Annotated in this window: 14 protein-coding genes and 1 riboswitch; of the genes, 4 read left to right on the top strand and 10 right to left on the bottom strand. The window is 65.4% G+C overall.

Annotation, left to right across the window (positions count from 1 at the left end):
* Positions 1-300: 300 nt before the first annotated feature.
* From ACR65K_RS08710 to ACR65K_RS08680, 7 genes are all read right to left on the bottom strand, one after another.
* Complete coding sequence (locus ACR65K_RS08710; RefSeq protein ID WP_440152291.1) at positions 301-1,371, bottom strand: Gfo/Idh/MocA family protein; 1,071 nt, start codon at positions 1,369-1,371, stop codon at positions 301-303.
* A gap of 122 nt (positions 1,372-1,493) precedes the next feature.
* Positions 1,494-2,198 carry an ABC transporter ATP-binding protein gene (locus tag ACR65K_RS08705; protein WP_440152289.1) on the bottom strand — a complete coding sequence of 235 codons (705 nt, stop codon included), beginning with the start codon at positions 2,196-2,198 and terminating at the stop codon, positions 1,494-1,496.
* A gap of 2 nt (positions 2,199-2,200) precedes the next feature.
* Complete coding sequence (locus tag ACR65K_RS08700) at positions 2,201-3,658, bottom strand: ABC transporter permease (RefSeq protein ID WP_440152287.1); 1,458 nt, start codon at positions 3,656-3,658, stop codon at positions 2,201-2,203.
* A gap of 198 nt (positions 3,659-3,856) precedes the next feature.
* Positions 3,857-4,954, bottom strand: coding sequence for a substrate-binding domain-containing protein (locus ACR65K_RS08695; protein ID WP_440152286.1), 1,098 nt, complete (start codon positions 4,952-4,954; stop codon positions 3,857-3,859).
* A gap of 49 nt (positions 4,955-5,003) precedes the next feature.
* Positions 5,004-6,290: a multiple monosaccharide ABC transporter permease gene (gene mmsB, locus ACR65K_RS08690; protein ID WP_142120556.1), complete on the bottom strand. Its 1,287-nt coding sequence runs from the start codon at positions 6,288-6,290 to the stop codon at positions 5,004-5,006.
* A gap of 45 nt (positions 6,291-6,335) precedes the next feature.
* A complete protein-coding gene (gene mmsA / locus ACR65K_RS08685) occupies positions 6,336-7,895 on the bottom strand; it encodes a multiple monosaccharide ABC transporter ATP-binding protein (protein WP_440152284.1) in 1,560 nt (519 codons plus the stop codon).
* 132 nt (positions 7,896-8,027) lie between these two features.
* Positions 8,028-9,218 carry an ROK family transcriptional regulator gene (locus tag ACR65K_RS08680; RefSeq protein ID WP_142030587.1) on the bottom strand — a complete coding sequence of 397 codons (1,191 nt, stop codon included), beginning with the start codon at positions 9,216-9,218 and terminating at the stop codon, positions 8,028-8,030.
* Between the two features lie 239 nt (positions 9,219-9,457).
* On the opposite strand from ACR65K_RS08680, the gene ACR65K_RS08675 reads away from it, so the two are divergent.
* A complete protein-coding gene (locus ACR65K_RS08675; RefSeq protein WP_440152282.1) occupies positions 9,458-10,297 on the top strand; it encodes a carbon-nitrogen hydrolase family protein in 840 nt (279 codons plus the stop codon).
* A 26-nt stretch (positions 10,298-10,323) separates the two neighbouring features.
* Here the strand turns inward: ACR65K_RS08675 and ACR65K_RS08670 are convergent, their stop codons facing one another.
* Positions 10,324-11,931, bottom strand: coding sequence for a PucR family transcriptional regulator (locus ACR65K_RS08670; RefSeq protein WP_440152280.1), 1,608 nt, complete (start codon positions 11,929-11,931; stop codon positions 10,324-10,326).
* Positions 11,932-12,199: 268 nt separating this feature from the next.
* On the opposite strand from ACR65K_RS08670, the gene ACR65K_RS08665 reads away from it, so the two are divergent.
* Both ACR65K_RS08665 and ACR65K_RS08660 read left to right on the top strand, forming a co-directional pair.
* Positions 12,200-13,630, top strand: a complete 1,431-nt coding sequence (locus ACR65K_RS08665) for an amino acid permease (RefSeq protein ID WP_440152322.1) — start codon at positions 12,200-12,202, stop codon at positions 13,628-13,630.
* Positions 13,627-15,363, top strand: a complete 1,737-nt coding sequence (locus ACR65K_RS08660) for a flavin monoamine oxidase family protein (RefSeq protein ID WP_440152279.1) — start codon at positions 13,627-13,629, stop codon at positions 15,361-15,363. Before ACR65K_RS08665 ends, ACR65K_RS08660 begins: the two co-directional genes overlap by 4 nt.
* Here the strand turns inward: ACR65K_RS08660 and ACR65K_RS08655 are convergent.
* Positions 15,360-15,884: a gamma carbonic anhydrase family protein gene (locus ACR65K_RS08655; protein WP_440152278.1), complete on the bottom strand. Its 525-nt coding sequence runs from the start codon at positions 15,882-15,884 to the stop codon at positions 15,360-15,362. The two genes, ACR65K_RS08660 and ACR65K_RS08655, sit on opposite strands and share 4 nt — an antisense overlap.
* Positions 15,885-15,966: 82 nt before the next feature.
* Positions 15,967-16,827: a formyltetrahydrofolate deformylase gene (purU, locus tag ACR65K_RS08650; protein WP_440152276.1), complete on the bottom strand. Its 861-nt coding sequence runs from the start codon at positions 16,825-16,827 to the stop codon at positions 15,967-15,969.
* 43 nt (positions 16,828-16,870) lie between these two features.
* A riboswitch (ZMP/ZTP riboswitch) is annotated at positions 16,871-16,956 on the top strand.
* A gap of 146 nt (positions 16,957-17,102) precedes the next feature.
* Here purU and glyA point away from each other — a divergent pair.
* Positions 17,103-18,401, top strand: a complete 1,299-nt coding sequence (gene glyA / locus ACR65K_RS08645) for a serine hydroxymethyltransferase (protein WP_056332461.1) — start codon at positions 17,103-17,105, stop codon at positions 18,399-18,401.
* Positions 18,402-18,403 lie beyond the last annotated feature (2 nt).

Raw genomic sequence — 18,403 nt, 5'->3', positions numbered from 1 at the left:
TCCCGTTGACGAAAGCGTCAGCCAGGAAACTGCGGCTGCTCCGGCAAGGATGACCGGGCGCAGGGCACGCCATGGCGAACTTGTTCGAGCCATGCGTACCACCCCCCAGTGATCAGTGCAATCGATGTTGCCTAAAGCCTATGACCGGATGTCGCTGCAAGTCCAGACTTCACTAAAGGGATTTTACAAATGGCGGGAAAAGCCGCGCAAGGTGTCACGGGCGAAAGCAGGAAGTCACATGCGTGACTGTCCTGCGAAAGCCGGGCTTGCCGCCGTCGTACTTCCTTGCGGCGTGCGCCACTAATGGCCGTCGTTGGGGTAGCTCACGCCCAGCTGGGCACGAACGCCGTCGAACAGGCGCATGGTGTTCAGCGTATCCTCAAGCGGCATCACCGGACTTTCGGTTAACCCCTGCTGGACACACCGCATGACTTCGCGCAGTTCGTATGCGTAGCCCTTGCCTACCACCTCGAGGGTTTCCGTCCGGCGGTCTTCCCAACCTTTGGTGATGATGAGCTCACGGGGGTTGTTGATGGAACCGACGCTCTGCAGGAAGCCCAGGCTCCCCGCGACGGTTGCCGTGCGCGGGCCGTGGGCCAGGAGCGAGGAGGTGAGCTGCACCTGGGCCCCGTGGCCGTAACCGAGGGTCAGGGCATTCTGGGCGTCCACCCCGTCATCGTTGACAAAGCCGGTGGCGCTGACGGTCTGGGGAAAGCCAAGGGTGCCCAGCGCCCACAGGAGCGGGTAGACGGACAAATCCAGCAAGGCACCACCGCCGTCCTTCCGGGCCCAGAGCCTTGCTGTGGGGGAGTACGGCGCCGGGAATCCCAGGTCCGCGGTGATCCAGTGGATGTCTCCCAGTTCACCTGAAGCTGCGATTTGGAACGCCCGCTGCATTGAGGGCAGGAACCGGCTCCACACCGCCTCCATGAGGAAGAGCCCGCGGCTGCGGGCGAGGTTGATGAGCTCCGATGCTTCACGGGCGTTGATGGTGAAAGCCTTCTCGCAGAGCACATGCTTGCCGGCGTTAAGGGCGGCAAGGACAATCTCGTGGTGCTGTGCGTGCGGCGTGGCGACGTAGACGACGTCCACGGCGTCATCGGCGAGCAGCCGCTGGTAGCCGGGAACACCGCCGTCGTCCCCGTAGGCCTTTGCAAAGTCATAGGCCACTGCAAAAGCGTCGGCAGTGTCCTGTGTCCGGGAGCTGACCGCATACAGTTCGGCGTCTTCAAGCAGCGCGAGATCCTGCGACACGGCGCGGGCGATGCTGCCCGTCGCGATGATTCCCCAACGCAGGCGGGCACCGGTAGCAGAACGAGGATCCTGGTCGGGTTGGCTGGAAAGCCATGGCGTGGCGATGGGAGCAGTCATAGCTGCAATCCTGTCACAGCGGCGGGGGAGGCACGGGGAACCTCCAGCGGGACACACAAGTGACCAAAAAAGGGCCAAAGATGGGACGGGATGTCCTCATCTTCGGCCCCCATGGACTGATGTCAAACGTTGGCCGCCACCGCCCTGCCCCGGACCGGCTCCTCCGTCAGCTTGCCCTGCTGCAGGCGGAACCGGCGGTCCGTCTTGTTGGCCAGGGCCCGGTCGTGGGTGACCACCAGGATGGTGGTGGCATGGTCGCGGCTTAGCGAGCTGAGGAGCTCGATGATGTGGTCACCGGTCTGCTCGTCGAGGTTGCCCGTGGGCTCATCGGCGAGGATCAGCTTGGGCTCGTTGGCCAGCGCCCGGGCGATGGCCACACGCTGCTGCTCCCCGCCGGAGAGCCGGTTAATGCGCCGCCCGTGCTTGGAGGGATCCAGCTGGACCTGCTCCAGCAGCTCCCCGGCGCGCTGCGCCCTGGCCGCCTTGCGCACTCCGGCGAATTCCATGGGGAGCATGACGTTGTCCACGGCGGACAGGTTGGGAATCAGGTTGAACTGCTGGAACACGAAGCCGATGTCCCGGCGGCGGTACTCGGTCAGCTTTGCATCGGGCATGCCGGCCAGGCTGACACCATTGACGACGACGTCTCCGTTGGTGGGTTTGTCCAGTGCGCCAAGGAGGGACAACAGCGTGCTCTTGCCGCTGCCGCTCTTGCCCACGATCGAGGCCAGGGTGCCCTGTTCAAGGACGAAGCTGACGTCGTTGACCGGTTTGATGGTGCGGTCGCCGGAGTTGAAGGTGCGGACCAGGTTCTGGACTTCAATCATGGCTATTCTCCTCGCAGGACTTCGATGGGACGGATGCGTGCCGTGAGCAGCGCGGGAACCAGGGCACCGATAATGGCGACGCCGAACACGGCGGCGATGCCACCGGCAATAACTCCCGGTGAGGCGGTGGCGGTGACCGAGTTCAACAGCTGGGAAGCGCCGCCAAAGGGTCCACCCTGACCGCCCGGGAAGGCGGCGCCGCCGCCGGCGCCGCCCGGGAAGCCGCGGCCTGTGGTGGCAGTGGTAGTGGTGGTGTTGCTGCTGATCAGGGCGGAGGCGATGCCGCCGCTGGCGAACGATGCGATGGCGGCGCCCACGGCGCTGCCCAGGGCTGCCAGGACCAGGGCTTCGAGGACGAACTGCAGGCCGATGGTGCGGTTGGGCGCGCCGATCGCCTTCAGCACGCCGATTTCGCGGCGGCGCTCGCGGACCAGCATCACCATGATGAGCAGGATGATGAGCCCGGCGGTGCCCAGGGCGGCGACGAACGCGATGAAGGAGATGTTCTTGACGCTGTCCAGGGAGCTGACCGCAGTCTGCAGGTTCTGGCCCTGGGTTACGTCAGCCTTGTCCGCGCCAAGGGCTGTTCGCAGAGCCGTCTTGGTGGTGGCGACGTTGTCCATGGAATTGACCGTGACGATCATGCTGGACAGTTCTCCGGACGTGCCGGCGAGGGCCTGGGCGCTGGGGAGGGTTACAAAGACGGCGTTGTTGCCGAAGGTGGTGCCGGCGTCGAACAGGCCGGAGACCGTGTAGGTCTGATCATTGATGGTGAAGGTGGATCCGACGGTGAGGTTGTTCTTCTCCGCCAGGGTGGTGCCCAGCAGCGCGGCCGTGGAGGCCGCCGTGTAGTCGCCGAGTCCGGAGCCCTGGGTGATGTTCAGTGCCTTGCCCGTGGTGTCCACCCCGGCGCCGATGCCGGTGGCCGTAATGGGCAGGGACCGTACGGGCTGCTGGGTGGTTCCGGTAGCGCCCGTGGTTCCGTTGGCCTGCTGGTTGCGGTTGCCAAGGGTGCCTGCCTCCACGGCCGCCGTCAGGCTGGTGGTCAGCGTGGCGGCGGCCTGGCCGCCGGGGCCGCCCTGCCCCGCTTGGCCTCCGGGTCCGGTTTGGCCGGTCTGTCCAGTCTGCGCAGCGGCCTGTGCGGCGGCTTCGGCGGCGTTCCGCAGGCGTAGTGAGGAGGTCCCGACGACGGCACTGACGTTGGGCACGCCGGCGGCCGTGGTTGCCTGGTCGGTGGTGAGGGGCTCACCGCCACCTTCGAAGCCCTGCCCGCCGGCGGGGTTGACGGTCAGGACGGTGCCGACGGAGGCATTGAGCTCCTGGACTTTCGCCCCGACCGCCTGGTTGGCCACCAGCATGGCCAGGGCAAGGCCTATGGCGACGGCCAGCACCGCGACAACTGCTGCGGTGCGGACCTTGTTTCTGAAGGCATTGCCTACGCTTCGGGCAAGGACGCTCACGTTACTCCTATGACTCAGGTGCCGGCGCGGAGGGCCGGCTTCGCGTCAACCCTCGCCGGGCATCCTGTGCAGGAGTCCGGCCCAACCTGTGCCTGCACTGTGAAGTGCTTGCGGCTGAGCCAAGACGCAGGAATGCCCGGCCCCACGATGGGACCGGGCATTCCGGTTGCCGGAAAAACCGGCTGTTATTGAAGGGTGTTACTTGGTGATCGGGCCGAGTACGGGATCGTCCTTGTAGGCCGTCTTCACGTTGGCGGCGGTCACGATGACCGGCTCCAGCAGGTAGGCCGGAACAGTCTTGACCTTGTTGTTGTAGGACTTGTCGTCGTTGACCTCAGGCTTCTTGCCGGCCTGGAGGTCCTTGACCATGGTGATGGCGTGCTCAACGAGCTTGCGGGTGTCCTTGTTGATGGTGGAGTACTGCTCGCCCGCGAGGATGGACTTGACGGACTCAACTTCCGAGTCCTGGCCGGTGATGACGGGGGTCGGCTTTCCGGCTGCCTTGACCGAGGTCAGGACGGCGCGGGCCAGGGTGTCGTTGGGGGAGAGGACGCCGTCCAGGCTTGCGCTGCCGTAGCTGCCCGTGAGCAGCGTGTCGGCACGGCGCTGGGCGTTCTCTGCCTTCCAGCCCTGGGTCACAGCCTGCTCAAAGTTGGTCTGGCCGGACAGGACCTTCAGCGTGCCGTCGTCGATCTTGGGCTTCAGGACGCTCATGGCGCCGTCGAAGAAGACCTTTGCGTTGGCGTCATCGGGGGAGCCGGCGAAGAGCTCGATGTTGTAGGGACCGCTTGGCTTCTTGGCCTTCATACCCTCCAGCAGGGCCTGGCCCTGCAGGACACCAACCTTGAAGTTGTCGTAGGCCACGTAGTAGTCCACGTTCTCAGTGTTCAGCAGCAGGCGGTCATAGGCGATGATGGTGGCGCCGCTGTCCTTGGCCTGCTTCAGCTGGGTTCCCAGCTGGGAACCGTCGATGGCACCCACGATGATGACCTTGGCACCCTTGGTGACCATGGCGCTGATCTGGTTCTGCTGCTCCGACACGCCGCCGTTGGCGAACTGGACGTCAGCCTTGAAGCCCGCACCGCTGAGGCCGTCGTTGAAGAGCTTCTCGGCCAGAACCCAGTTCTCACTGGTCTTCTGCGGAAGTGCCACGCCGATGGACGAGTCCTGCGGGAATCCGCCTGCGCCGCCGCTGGCTCCGCCCGAAGGGGACTCCGAGCGGCCGCAGCCCGTCAGCGCCAGTGCTGCGATGGCAGCAACCGCTGCGGCCTTTCCTGCTTTACCAAACATTCGCATTGTTGGTTCTCTTTCTTTGTTGTGTATAACTCGGTCAGGTCGCGGGAGCTCAGGCTTCCCTGGCGATCGCTTCCTTGGTGGAGGTGGTTTCGTCGGGCTGGAGCGGGTTGCTCGGGCCGCCGCCGGAGGGGCGGTTGAAGTTCCTGGTCAGCATGCCGATGATGGACGTCTTGCCCTGGCTCTTGTTATAGACGTCGAAGGCGACGGCGATCAGGAGCACCAGGCCCTTGATGATTTGGGTGAGGTCTGCGCCGACGCCGAGGAGCTGGAGGCCGTTGTTCAGGACGGCCATCACGAGGCCACCGATGATGGACCCGATGACGGTGCCTACGCCGCCGGTGACTGCCGCGCCGCCGATGAAGACTGCGGCGATGGCGTCCAGTTCCCAGCCGACGCCGTCGAACGGGCCTGAGGCGGTGGACCGGCCGACGAAGATCATGCCGGCCAGGCCCGCGAGGATGGACATGTTCATCATGACCAGGAAGTTGACCTTCTTGGACTGGACGCCGGAGAGCTCTGCTGCGTGCCGGTTGCCACCGACTGCGTAGACGTGGCGGCCGATGACGGTGCGGGAGGAGATGAAGCCGTAGATCAGGACAAGGACGGCCAGGATGAGGCCGGGGATGGGGAAGGAGGTGCCCGGACGGCCTGTGGCGAACAGGTACGTGGCGTAGAGGATGGCGGCGCAGATGAGGACCAGCTTCAGGACGGTGACCCACATTTCGGGAACTTCGGCACCGAGTGCCTTGGCCCTGGCGCGGGAGCGCAGCTCGCTGACGACCACGAACGCAGCGGCGGCAAGGCCGAGCAGCAGGGTCAGGTTGTTGTAGCCGATGTTTGGGCCGACCTCGGGCAGGTAGCCGGAGCCCAGGTACTGGAAGTCCGAGGGGACGGGGATGGTGTTGGACTTGCCGACGAACTGGTTGAAGCCGCGGAAGAGGAGCATGCCTGCCAGGGTCACGATGAATGCCGGGATTCCGACGTACGCGGTCCACCAGCCTTGCCAGGCGCCGATCAGGGCGCCCAGGAGTAGGCCAAGGAGGACCCCGGCGTACCAGGGGATACCCCAGTCGCGGATGGCCAGGGCCACGGTGACGCCCACGAAGGCGGCGACGGAGCCGACGGAAAGGTCGATGTGTCCTGCGATGATCACCAGCACCATGCCGATTGCCAGGATCAGGATGTAAGAGTTGCCGTTGAAGAGGTTGATGACGTTGCCGGAGGTTAGAGTCCGGCCTTGGGTGGCAATCTGGAAGAAGATGATCAGCGCCACCAGGGCGAAGATCATGCCGAATTGGCGGGTATTGCCGCCAAAAAGCTTCTTGAGGGCGTTCATGGTTTCAGTCCTTGTGTCCGGAAGGTTCTGGAATAGGCCAGAGGGTCAGGCGGCTTTTCGGGTGGCGGAGGTCATCAGCTTCATCAGGCTTTCCTGAGTGGCCTCGTCCTTGTTCAGGACGCCGGTGATGGCGCCTTCGAAGATCGTGTAGATACGGTCGGACAGGCCCAGGAGCTCGGGGAGCTCCGAGGAGATGACGATGACTCCCTTGCCCTGGTTGGCCAGCTGCTGGATGATGCCGTAGATCTCGTACTTGGCGCCGACGTCAATGCCACGCGTGGGCTCGTCCAGGATCAGCAGGTCCGGATCGGTGAACATCCACTTGGCCAGGACCACCTTTTGCTGGTTGCCGCCGGAGAGCTTGGCGACGCCTTCTTCCACGGAGGGTGTTTTGGTGCGGAGGGACTTGCGGTACTCCTCGGCCACCGTGAACTCCTGGTTGGCGTCCACTACATAGTTGTGGCTGATCTTCCGCAGGTTGGCTGCCACCGTGGTGGTTTTGATGTCGTCCAGGAGGTTCAGGCCCAGCGATTTGCGGTCCTCCGTGACATAACCCAACCCGGCGTCGATGGCATGGCGGACATTCTTGAGCGTGACCTCGCGGCCGTCCTTGTAGATGTGGCCGCTGATGAATCTGCCGTAAGAGCGTCCGAACACCGAGCGGGCCAGCTCGGTTCGCCCTGCGCCCATGAGGCCGGCAAATCCCACGATCTCGCCACGGCGGACAAAGAAGTTCGAACCCTTGCACACGAGGCGGTCCTGGATCGAGGGGTGGCCCACCGTCCAGTCCTTGACCTCGAAGAACACTTCGCCGATCTTGGGCGTGTGGTCCGGGAAGCGGGACTCGAGGGTCCGCCCCACCATGCCCTTGATGATCCGGTCCTCGTCCACGCCATCGGCCTTAACGTCAAGGGTCTCGATGGATTTACCGTCACGGATGATGGTGATGGAGTCGGCGATCTGCTCGATCTCGTTGAGCTTGTGGGAAATGATGATGGACGTGATGCCCTTGGCCTTCAGCCCGAGCATCAAATCCAGCAGGTGCTGGGAGTCGGACTCGTTGAGGGCGGCAGTGGGCTCGTCCAGGATCAGGATCTTCACGGACTTGTTCAGCGCCTTGGCGATTTCCACGAGCTGCTGCTTGCCTACGCCGATTTCCTTGATGGGCGTGTCCGGATCATCCCGGAGGCCCACCCTCGCAAGAAGGTCCAGTGACCGCAGCCTGGCTTCGGCCCAGTCGATCACGCCCCGCTTGGTGGGTTCGTTGCCCAGGAAGATGTTCTCCATGATGGACAGCTCCGGGATCAGCGCCAGTTCCTGGTGGATGATCACGATGCCGGCGTGTTCGCTGGCCCGGATATCCCTGAACTGCTGGACCTGACCCTGGTAGACGATGTCCCCGTCGTAGCTGCCGTACGGGTAAACGCCGGAGAGGACTTTCATCAGCGTGGACTTGCCGGCGCCGTTCTCGCCGCAAATGGCGTGGATCTCACCGGCCTTGACCCGGAGGCTTACGTTATCCAACGCTTTAACGCCCGGGAATTCTTTGGTGATGGACCGCATCTCAAGGATGATCGGGTCCGTCTGCGTGGTCTGGGACGTCATGTTGCCCTAACCCTCCAATGCAATGACTTCTTTGTCCGGCCGGCAAAGCGCAGGGCCGTCTGAACCAAAAGTAAACTGGATCACAGCTGTTGTCGTCAAGTCTTTAACGCAATTGCCGGGTAACGATGTGGTCTAGGACTTTCTGATCCCGGCATGCTGGAAGACCAGGGCGGCTGCCCCGAGGGCCTCAGCCCGGTCTCCCAGGGAGGACATGGTGAGGGTGGTGGTCTCGCCGATAACCGGCACTGCGTGGCGGATGAGGCCCCTCCGGATGGGGTCCAGCAGAATGTCCCCAAGGCCTGCCAGCGGCCCACCCACCACTATCACCTCGGGATTGATCAGGTTGGCCACGTTGCCCAGCGCGCGGCCTACCGCCAATCCTGCATCGTCCACCACCCGGAGGGTGGCAGAGTCCCTGTTCAAGGCCTTGCGGACAATGTCCGCGGGCGTCAGGGGAGGGTCCTCGCCCCGGCTGAGGAGCTCAATCATGGTGGTGGTGGACGCTATGGTTTCAAGGCATCCGCGGTTGCCGCAACGGCACACCAGGCCCTGCTCGTGGATGGTGGCATGGCCGATTTCGCCGGTGATCCCCACGTTGCCGTAGTAGGGCGAACCGTTGAGGATCAGGCCGGCGCCGATGCCGGATCCGATCTTCAGGAACAGCAGGTTGCTGACCCCCGAATGCTGCCCCCACGTCACCTCGGACCAAGCCCCAAGATTGGCGTCGTTGTCAACAAAGACGGGGATTCTCAAGGTTTCCTCAAGATGCTGAAGGATGTTGATCCCTACCCATTCGGGAAGGATCGCGCCTTGGGCCACCGTCCCGGTCCGCCGGTCGATGGGGCCTGGAATGCCGACGCCGGCGCCCACCACCGAGGTGCGTTCCACCCCGCTTTCCCGGAGGAGTTTCTCCAGCAGGTCCACCGCCGCCTGGATGCCTTCCTCCGCCTGGTGGCCCAAGGGGAGGAGGACCGATTCTTCGGCGATGACGTGGTAGCTGAGCGAGGCCAGTACCACCCGCAGGTGCCGCCGCCCGAAGTCGATTCCCACTGCTACCGCACCGTTGCTGTTGAGCCGAACGTTCAGTGCCCGGCGGCCGGAGCTGGTAATGGGTTCGGTGGACGCCAGGCCGGAGTCCAGCATGATTTTGACGATGTTCGAGACAGTGGCCGTGGAGAGTCCTGTCTGCCGGGCGAGCTCCGCCTGTGTGGACGGGCCGCCCATGAGTGCCTCAATGATCCGCTGCTGGTTCAGCTGCCGCAGGGCGGATTGCGAACCGGGGTTCTTGGGCTTGCTCCTCGTTGAGCGCGTGGTTGCGGACATGCTAAGAAGATTGCCCTATCGCTGCTGTTGTAGTCAAGAAGTTAACGCAAGGCGCCGCGGATGTGCGGCGAACCGTTGGTCAAACAGGCGTTCCGGGGTTTCCGTGCATTCTGCCCCGGGTCCGTCCCTGCCGGGTCCAAACGACCCAGGGTCCTTTCCACACGGCTGGCTACGCTGGAACATAAGATCAGTCGGCCCTTCCATCTTTTCCATGGACAGGGAAACAGAAGGTGGTAACGATGCTGCTGTCCGTCCTGCAGGCGAACGCTGTGGTCCTGGACGTGGAGGCCAATCTTCGGACCATTGAGGACGCGGCCATCCGGGCTGCGGATGCGGGCGCGGATCTGCTCCTGACACCGGAGCTGTTCCCCGTGGGCTACGCCCCGCTGCGGGTGCGGGACGAGCTGGACCATGCAAGCCTTCCCGCCATTCGTGAACGGCTGGCCCAGATTGCGCGCCGGAACCGCATTGCACTTGTCTACAGCCTGCCCGCCGAAGCCGCCGGTACCCAAAGCTGGCACATTTCAGCAACCCTGGTGGATGCCGCCGGGACCGAACTCCTCAGGTACGCCAAGGTCCACCTCTTCGGCGACGAGGAACGCAAGGCGTTCGTGGCAGCCGCGCAACCTCCCGCCGTCGTGGACTTCAACGGTGTCCGCACCTCGCTGCTGATCTGCTACGACATCGAGTTCCCCGAGGCCGCCCGGGCAGCAGCCGGCCGCGGCGCGGAACTGCTCCTGGTCCCCACGGCACTGTCCGCCGGTTACGAGGCCGTACCCCAGGTACTCATCCGCGCCCGGGCACTCGAAAGCCAGCTGAACGTGGCATATGCCAACCACTGTGGTTCCGAGGACGCCTACACTTTCGGCGGCGGCAGTGTGGTGGCAGGGCCCGACGGCGGACTCCTCGCCGAAGCAGGCGACGCTCCGGAACTGCTGTTCGCCCAGGTGGGACCGGACGCCGTCCGCGCAGCCAGGGACGACGTGCCGTACCTGCGGGAGCGCCGGCCGGACCTGTACCGGGAATGGGAGGCCGGCATGGCGCCGGAAACAGGCCGGCCCGGAGATAGCACCCCCTAGCCGCCGCTGTCCGCCGTCCCGCCTGGTTAGCCCGCGCCGCCGGTCAGCCCATCGGTGTACTGCAGCGCAATCCATAACTCCGCCCGCACCTGTGCCTGGTTCAGGTCCATCTGGAGCAGCTCGGCGAGGACCCCGATCTGCCGCCGTACGCTGTTGCGGTGGAGACCCAGCAGCTTGGCCGAACCGTCCCAGCTGCCGTTTTCGCCCAGCCAGCCACGGAGGACGGCCAAAAGCGGATCGCGCCGGTCCGGTTCAAGCGCCAGGACCGGATGCAGGAGCCGTTCGGCCAGCAGGGTCCCGGCCTCCTGGCCAAGCAGGCCGGTGACCGACCAGGAGACCTGATCTGCCCGGATGCTTTGTCCGCTTCTCTGGACCCGGCTCCGCAGGGATGAGGCGCGCTGGTACGCGGCGGGAAGGCTGGCCAGCTCGGTGGGTTCACCAATCACCAGACGCCACCCGAGCTTCTCGACGTCGGCAAGCAGCGCATCGTCCACCTTGAGCCGGGTCACTGCCGCAAACCCGTAGTTCGTGATCTCCACCAACTTCGTATCGAACATCCGCCGCCACTGCAGCAGTTCCCTGACGGGACTCTCTCCCGCCGGCCACTCCGGCGCCTCCACCTTGACGCCCTGGACGATGCGGATGGGCGCGGACCGGGTGGAGGACAGGCTTTGGGCGAGCAGGTCCTTGAGGCCGTTGAGGTGCTTGGTGTCACCGCCGGAGAGGCTTTCGGGATGCAGCAGGACGGCGGTGGCCAGCTGGCTTGGAGCCAGGGATCCGCTGGTGCGCTGCCGGACCAGCAGTTCCAGCAGTCCCACGGCGGACTGCACCATGTTGTTCTGTGCGGGGGTCAGCGGAACGTCGGAGCCCAGGATCAGGGCGCCGAGGTTGGCGTCCCTGGTGCTCCGCAGCGGGTGGCCCACCACCAGCCTGGAGCCGGGCTGGTCAAAGCCGTCCATTTCCACTCGGGGGCCGCGGCCGGACAACAGCCGTTCCAGCATGGGTTCCAGCAGGGAAAGTTCGACGGCGGTGCTGCCGCCGGGACTGGTGCCGCGCGCCCGCACCCGGCCGTCGGCTCCCACCATCACGGCCCAAACGGGCACGCGCTGGACCAGCGCGGCCAGCAGTTCGTGTTCCGGTTTGGGGGAGAGGACGGCGCGCATGAGTTGCCTGTTGGTCTCTGCCAGCTGTCGGAAGACCCTGGCGTTGTCGGTCTCCAGGAGCTGGGAGAACTGCAGGCCGATCGCCGCGAAGGGGAGCGACTCCGGCACTTCGAACAAGGTGAGGTTGTGCCGGCGGCACGCATCGAGGACCACAGCCGGGACAGCGTCGAAGTAGGGCCGGATCCCGAAACCCAGGGCCGCGACCTTGGCGCCGACCAGCCGCCGGACATAAGCGTCAACGCTCGCGGCTGATCCGCCGTCGCCAAGGAAGGGAAGGCCGGCGGTGAGCAGGAACTCGCCTTCCGGAAGGTAGGGCGTGGGGTCCTCCAGTTCGCTGGGCTCAACCCACCGGAGCAGGCGCCCGCCACTGCCGCCGTCGTGAAGCATCTTCAACACCGGCGGCAGCTGGTCGAGGAACTGCTGGAGCGTGACGAAGCTCAGCCGTCCGGACTCGGCGGACTCAGCCGGCATGGTTTGATATATCGGCCCGGCTGCGGCTTTTGCGCTGCGCAACCGCATGGCAGCCCTGTGCATTAAGTCTCATGGTGGACCACTATAAGTCATTTTGCACCGGGCTGAGAGTTGGCTCACATGCCAACCTTGGGGAGGGGAAACCGACAACTACTCTGAAGGGACGTCAACGGTGACTGTGCCTGTGACCACCGAAAAAACCATTGCGCCCAGCGTCGGGCGGCCCGGCCTCCGGGCTCAGCTGCTGCGCCGTAAACCGATCGGCCAGATGGTCAGCGAGGCGGGGAGCGGCCAGGGAGGGACAGGACTGGTGCGCAGCTTCGGCGTCCTCCACCTGACCATGATCAGCGTCGGTGCCACGCTGGGAACCGGCATCCTGGTGATCCTTGGGGAGTCGGTTCCGCTCGCCGGCCCGGCCATCTGGGTCTCGTTCGTTATTGCCGGCCTGGCTGCGCTGCTCTCCGCTGTGTCATACGCCGAAATGGCCGGCCTGGTCCCCGTCGCTGGCTCGAGCTACTCCTATTCCTACGCGACCATGGGTGAGGGCATGGCGTGGATCTGCGGGTGGTGCCTTGTCCTGGAATACGCCGTCTCGGTCGCTGCGGTTGCCGTGGGCGCCGGCCAGTATGTTAACGAGACGCTGGCGGTGTTCGGTCAGGTGCTCCCCGATGCCATGTCGCAGCCTCCCGGAGACGGCGGACTGGTGAACCTTCCAGCGATGGCCATCGTGGTGCTGGCCACGGTCCTGCTGGTCCGCGGCGCCCGTGAAAGCGCCTGGATCAACACGGCCATCGTCATCATCAAGGTCGGCATCCTGCTCTTCTTCTGCGCCGTTGCCTTTACCGCCTTCAACGCCGGCAACTTTGAACCGCTCCTGCCCATGGGCGCCGCGGGTGTGTCCGCAGCAGCCTCGCGGGTGTTCTTCTCCTATATTGGCTTCGACGCGGCATCCACTGCCGGTGAAGAGGCAAAGAACCCCAAGCGCGATCTTCCCCGCGCCATCCTGCTGTCCATGGTGATTGTCACCAGCATCTATGTCCTCGTGGCGGTCGCCGCCATCGGCGCCCGGCCCTGGGGCTGGTTCGACGGCACCGAAGCCGCCCTGGTCCAGATCCTGGAGGAGACCACCCACCAGCCATGGATCGCCCTGGTCTTCTCCGTCGGCGCCGTCCTTGCCATCGCCAGCATCGTGCTCACGGTCCTGTACGGCCAGACCCGCATCCTGCTCTCGATGTCCCGGGATGGCCTGGTGCCCAAGGTTTTCGGACGCGTCTCCGCCCGGACCGGCACCCCGGCCGCCGGAACCCTGATTGTTGGCACCGCCGTCGCACTGACTGCGGGGCTGGTCCCGCTCGGCGCCCTCGCCGATGCCACCAGCATCGGAACCCTGTTTGCCTTCGCGCTGGTCAATGTCGCCGTCATCTACCTCCGGCGCAACCGCCCGGACCTGAAGCGCAGCTTCCGGGTGCCGCTGTACCCCGTGACTCCCGTGCTGGGCACGCTGATGTGCGCCTACCTGATGGCCAACCTTGGCGCCGATACCTGGGTTGTCTTCGGCGCCTGGATGCTCGTGGGAATCGCCATCTACTTCGGCTATGGACGCCGGAACTCGAAGGTAGCGGCTCTCAGCGAGTCCGACTACCGTGAACTGACCGCAAAGGCCCCGAGCCAGGAACCTGTGAAAGCAGAACTATCATGACCACCGCTACCGAACTGCCGGCCTTCGACCCCTCCAGCACGTCCGCGGCTCCCACGGATGCCGCCGGACAGGTCCTCGACCGGCACCCGGGCCCCATCACCATGCTGAACCCCGACTTTCCGTTCAGCTATGACCACTACCTGGCCCACCCGGACGGCCTGGGCTCCGTCCCGCCGGAACTGCACGGTACGGAAGTGGCTGTTATCGGCGCCGGTGTCTCCGGCCTGGTGACCGCCTATGAACTGATGAAGCTCGGGCTGCGGCCCGTGGTCTATGAAGCGGACCAAATCGGCGGGCGGCTCCGTACCGCAGCCTTCCCCGCGGCTCCCGGGGTGGTGGCGGACCTGGGCGGCATGCGCTTCCCGGTATCGGGCAAGGCCTTCTACCACTATGTGGACCTGCTGGGCCTGGAGACCCAGGACTTCCCCAACCCGCTCGCCGAGGCTACCTCCAGCACCGTGATCGAACTGGCCGGCAGGAAGCACTACGCGGAGAAGCCGGGGGACCTGCCGCCGTTCTTCCGGGAGGTGGCCGATGCCTGGAAGGCGGCGGTCAATGACGGTGCCAAGTTCGTGGAAATGCAGGAGGCCATCCGTGCCCGGGACATGGCCCGCATCAAGGACCTCTGGAACGAACTGCTCCCGCTCATGGACGAGCAGACCTTCTACGGCTTCATCGCCGCGAGCGAGTCCTTTAAGAAGGCAGGGTTCGCCCACCGGGAGGCCTTTGGCCAGGTGGGGTTCGGCACCGGCGGCTGGGACACCGACTTCCCCAATTCCATCCTGGAAATCCTGCGAGTGGTCTACACCGACGCGGACGACCAGCACCGGTTCATCCGGGGCGGAGCGCAGCGGCTCCCCGAGGCACTGTGGCAGCACGCGCCGTCGGACATGGTGCACTGGCCAGCCGGCACCTCCCTTGCGTCGCTGCACTCCGGCTCGCCCCGCGGAGCCGTCGGAAGGATCAGCCGCGACCCCGACGGGAACCTGCGGATCCGCGAACGCTGGGGCCGCGAGGCCAGCTACCCGGCCGTGGTGACCACCTGCCAGTCCTGGCTGCTGTCCACCCGGATCCACACGGAGGAGGCGTTGTTCCAGGCCGAGCTGTGGACCGCGATGGAGAAATCGCACTACATGCAGTCTTCCAAGACGTTCGTCATGGTGGACCGGCCGTTCTGGAAGGACACCGACCCGGACACCGGCAACGAGGTCCTGTCCATGACGCTGACCGACAGGTTGAACCGGGCCACCTACCTGCTGGACAACGGCCCCGACCAGCCCGCCGTCATCCTGCTCTCCTACACCTGGAACGACGACGCGCTGAAGTGGCTGGCGCTGGACGCGGACGAACGCGTGGAACTGATGCTGCACTCGCTGGAGCAGATCTACCCGGGTGTGGACATCGCCGGCCACATCGTGGGGCAGCCCATCACCGTGTCCTGGGAGGCGGACCCCAACTTCATGGGCGCCTTCAAGGCCAACCTGCCCGGGCACTACCGCTACCAGCAGCGGCTGTTCACGCACTTCAAGCAGGACAACCTGCCGGAGTCCCAGCGCGGCATCTTCCTGGCCGGCGATGACGTCTCCTTCACCGCCGGCTGGGCCGAGGGGGCGGTCACCACGGGGCTGAACGCCGTATGGGGCGTCGTGAAGCACCTGGGCGGGTCAGCCGCGCCGGGCAACCCCGGACCGGGCGACCTGCTGGACGAGTTCGGCCCGATCAGCCTGGACTAACTGTGGGAGTGCAGCTCGCGGTGCTTCGCCGCGAGCTCCACGTACCGCGTGGCATTGGCGCGGACGCCGTCGAACTCTTCATCCGTGAGTTCGCGGCGCACCTTGGCGGGCACGCCCGCCACCAGTGACCGGGGCGGAACCACCGTTCCCTCGAGCACGACGGCGCCGGCCGCCACCAGCGAGCCGGCGCCGATCACCGCGCCGTTGAGGACGGTGGCGCCCATCCCGATCAGGCAGTCGTCCTCCACAGTGCAGCCGTGCACGACGGCGGCGTGCCCCACGCTGACCCGTTCGCCCACCGTGCAGGGGAAGCCGGGGTCGGCGTGCAGCACCACGTTGTCCTGCAGGTTGCTGCCGGCACCCACGGTGATGGCCGCGGTGTCGGCGCGGACGGAGACGCCGTAGAAGGCGCTGGAGTCCGGGCCCAGGGCGGCGTTGCCGATGATCGACGCCGATGGGGCGACGAATGCCGAGTCATGGACAGCCGGGGAGTTTCCGGCGAAAGGGTACAGAGGAGCCATGGGTTCACCCTAAGCCACCCCTGCCCCCAACTGAGTAGCAGCAGATGCCGTTTTGGGGTCCCGAAACGGCATCTGCTGCTACTTAGTTGAAGACCACCGTCCGGTTGCCGTCCAGGAGCACCCGGTGCTCGGCGTGCCACTGCACGGCCTGGACCAGGGTACGGCCCTCGACATCGCGGCCCATCTGCACGAACTGCTCAGGGGTGCGGGCGTGGTCCACCCGGATGACTTCCTGCTCGATGATGGGGCCCTCATCCAAGGCGGCCGTCACGTAGTGTGCCGTGGCACCGATCAGCTTGACGCCACGGGCGTGGGCCTGGTGGTACGGCTTGGCGCCCTTGAAGGACGGCAAAAACGAGTGGTGGATGTTGATGGCCTTGCCGGTCAGGTCGGTGCAGAGCTCGTCGGAGAGGATCTGCATGTACCGGGCCAGGACCGTCAGTTCGATATCGTGCTCGGCGATGATCGCCCGGAGCTTGTCCTCCGCCTGGACCTTGGTGTCCCTGGTCACGGGGATGTAGTGGAACGGGATGCCGTAGAACTCGGCCAGCCCGGCGAGGTCCTGGTGGTTGGACACGATGGCGGGGATCTCGATGGGGAGGGTGCCTGAGCGCTGCTGGAACAGCAGGTCGTTGAGGCAGTGGGCCGAGGTGCTGGCCATCACCAGGGTGCGGACCTTGTCGCCCACAGTATTAAGGTTCCACTGCATGGAGAAGGCCTCGGCCACCGGCTCCAGCGCGGCACGCAGTTCGGACTTGGCCGCTGCAGTCGTCACCTCAACGCGCATGAAGAAGTTCCCGGTTGAAGGGCTGCCGTACTGCTGCGAATCCATGATGTTGCACCCTGCCACCAGCAGTGCTCCGGCCACCGCGTGGACGATTCCGGGACGGTCCGGGCAGGACAGGGTTACAACGTACGCTTGGTTCAGCTGCTCTTCATTCACGCGTAATAGCCTACCCGCGCTGCGGGTGCCGGTTTTGGTAGGCTGGGGTGGTCGCAACTGGCGTTGGGTGGCTAACCACCAGGGAGCGGCAATCACGAAGACCACGGATCGTACGCCTGGGCCGAGGGTCATGTCTTGCCGGAATTGGGGCTGCACCCGCGTCAGCACAGCAGCGCCATGGCCGCTCTTTCACGTCCCGTCACATGGGGGTGTGAAGTTGCGTGAGCCGGTAGCCTGACCTAAGCAGTGCCCGTATCCCTAGCCAGGAGTTCTTCGTGACTACTACAGCCACCTCAACAACAGCCGTCAGCAATCAGCCGCTGGCCGAGCTTGACCCCGAAATCGCCGCCGTCCTGGACCAGGAGCTCGGCCGCCAGCGAGGCACGCTGGAAATGATCGCCTCCGAGAACTTTGCACCCCGCGCCGTGATGGAGGCCCAGGGCTCCGTCCTCACCAACAAGTATGCCGAGGGCTACCCCGGCCGCCGCTACTACGGCGGCTGCGAATACGTGGACGTTGCAGAGCAGCTGGCCATCGACAGGGTCAAGGGACTGTTCGGCGCCGAATACGCCAACGTCCAGCCGCACTCCGGCGCGCAGGCCAACGCTGCCGCACTTTCCGCCATGATCACCCCGGGCGACAAGATCCTGGGCCTGTCCCTGGCCCACGGCGGCCACCTCACCCACGGCATGAAGCTGAACTTCTCGGGCAAGCTGTACCAGGTTGCCGCGTACCAGGTCGAGGAAGACAACTTCCGCATCGACATGGACAAGCTCCGCGAGCAGGCCATCGCCGAGAAGCCGCAGGTGATCATCGCCGGCTGGTCCGCCTACCCGCGCCACCTGGACTTCGCCGCCTTCCGCTCCATCGCCGATGAAGTAGGAGCACTGCTCTGGACCGACATGGCACACTTCGCCGGCCTGGTGGCCGCCGGACTGCACCCGAGCCCGGTGCCGCACTCCGACGTCGTCACCTCCACCGTGCACAAGACCCTGGCCGGTCCCCGCTCGGGCGTGATCCTGGCCAAGGAACAGTGGGCCAAGAAGCTGAACTCCAGCGTCTTCCCGGGCCAGCAGGGCGGGCCGCTGATGCACGTCATCGCCGCGAAGGCTGTGGCCTTCAAGATCGCCGGCACCCAGGAATTCAAGGAACGCCAGGAGCGCGTCCTCGAAGGCGCCCGGATCATCGCCGACCGCCTCAACCAGTCCGACGTTTCAGAAGCGGGTGTCTCCGTCCTCACGGGCGGCACGGACGTCCACCTGGTGCTCGTGGACCTGCGGAACTCGCAGCTGGACGGCCAGCAGGCCGAGGACCTCCTGCACTCGGTGGGCATCACGGTCAACCGCAACGCCGTTCCGTTCGACCCCCGCCCGCCGATGGTCACCTCCGGCCTGCGCATCGGCACCCCGGCCCTGGCCACCCGCGGTTTCGGCGCTGCCGAATTCACCGAGGTTGCCGAGATCATCGCCACCGCCCTCAAGGCCGGCAACAGCACCGACGTCGAGGCCCTGCAGGTACGCGTGGACAAGCTGGCAGCCGACTTCCCGCTCTACCCCCAGCACGAGCAGTGGTGATC

This window comes from Arthrobacter sp. SAFR-179, from assembly GCF_059414945.1.
This window is presented reverse-complemented; position numbering and strand designations above follow the sequence as displayed.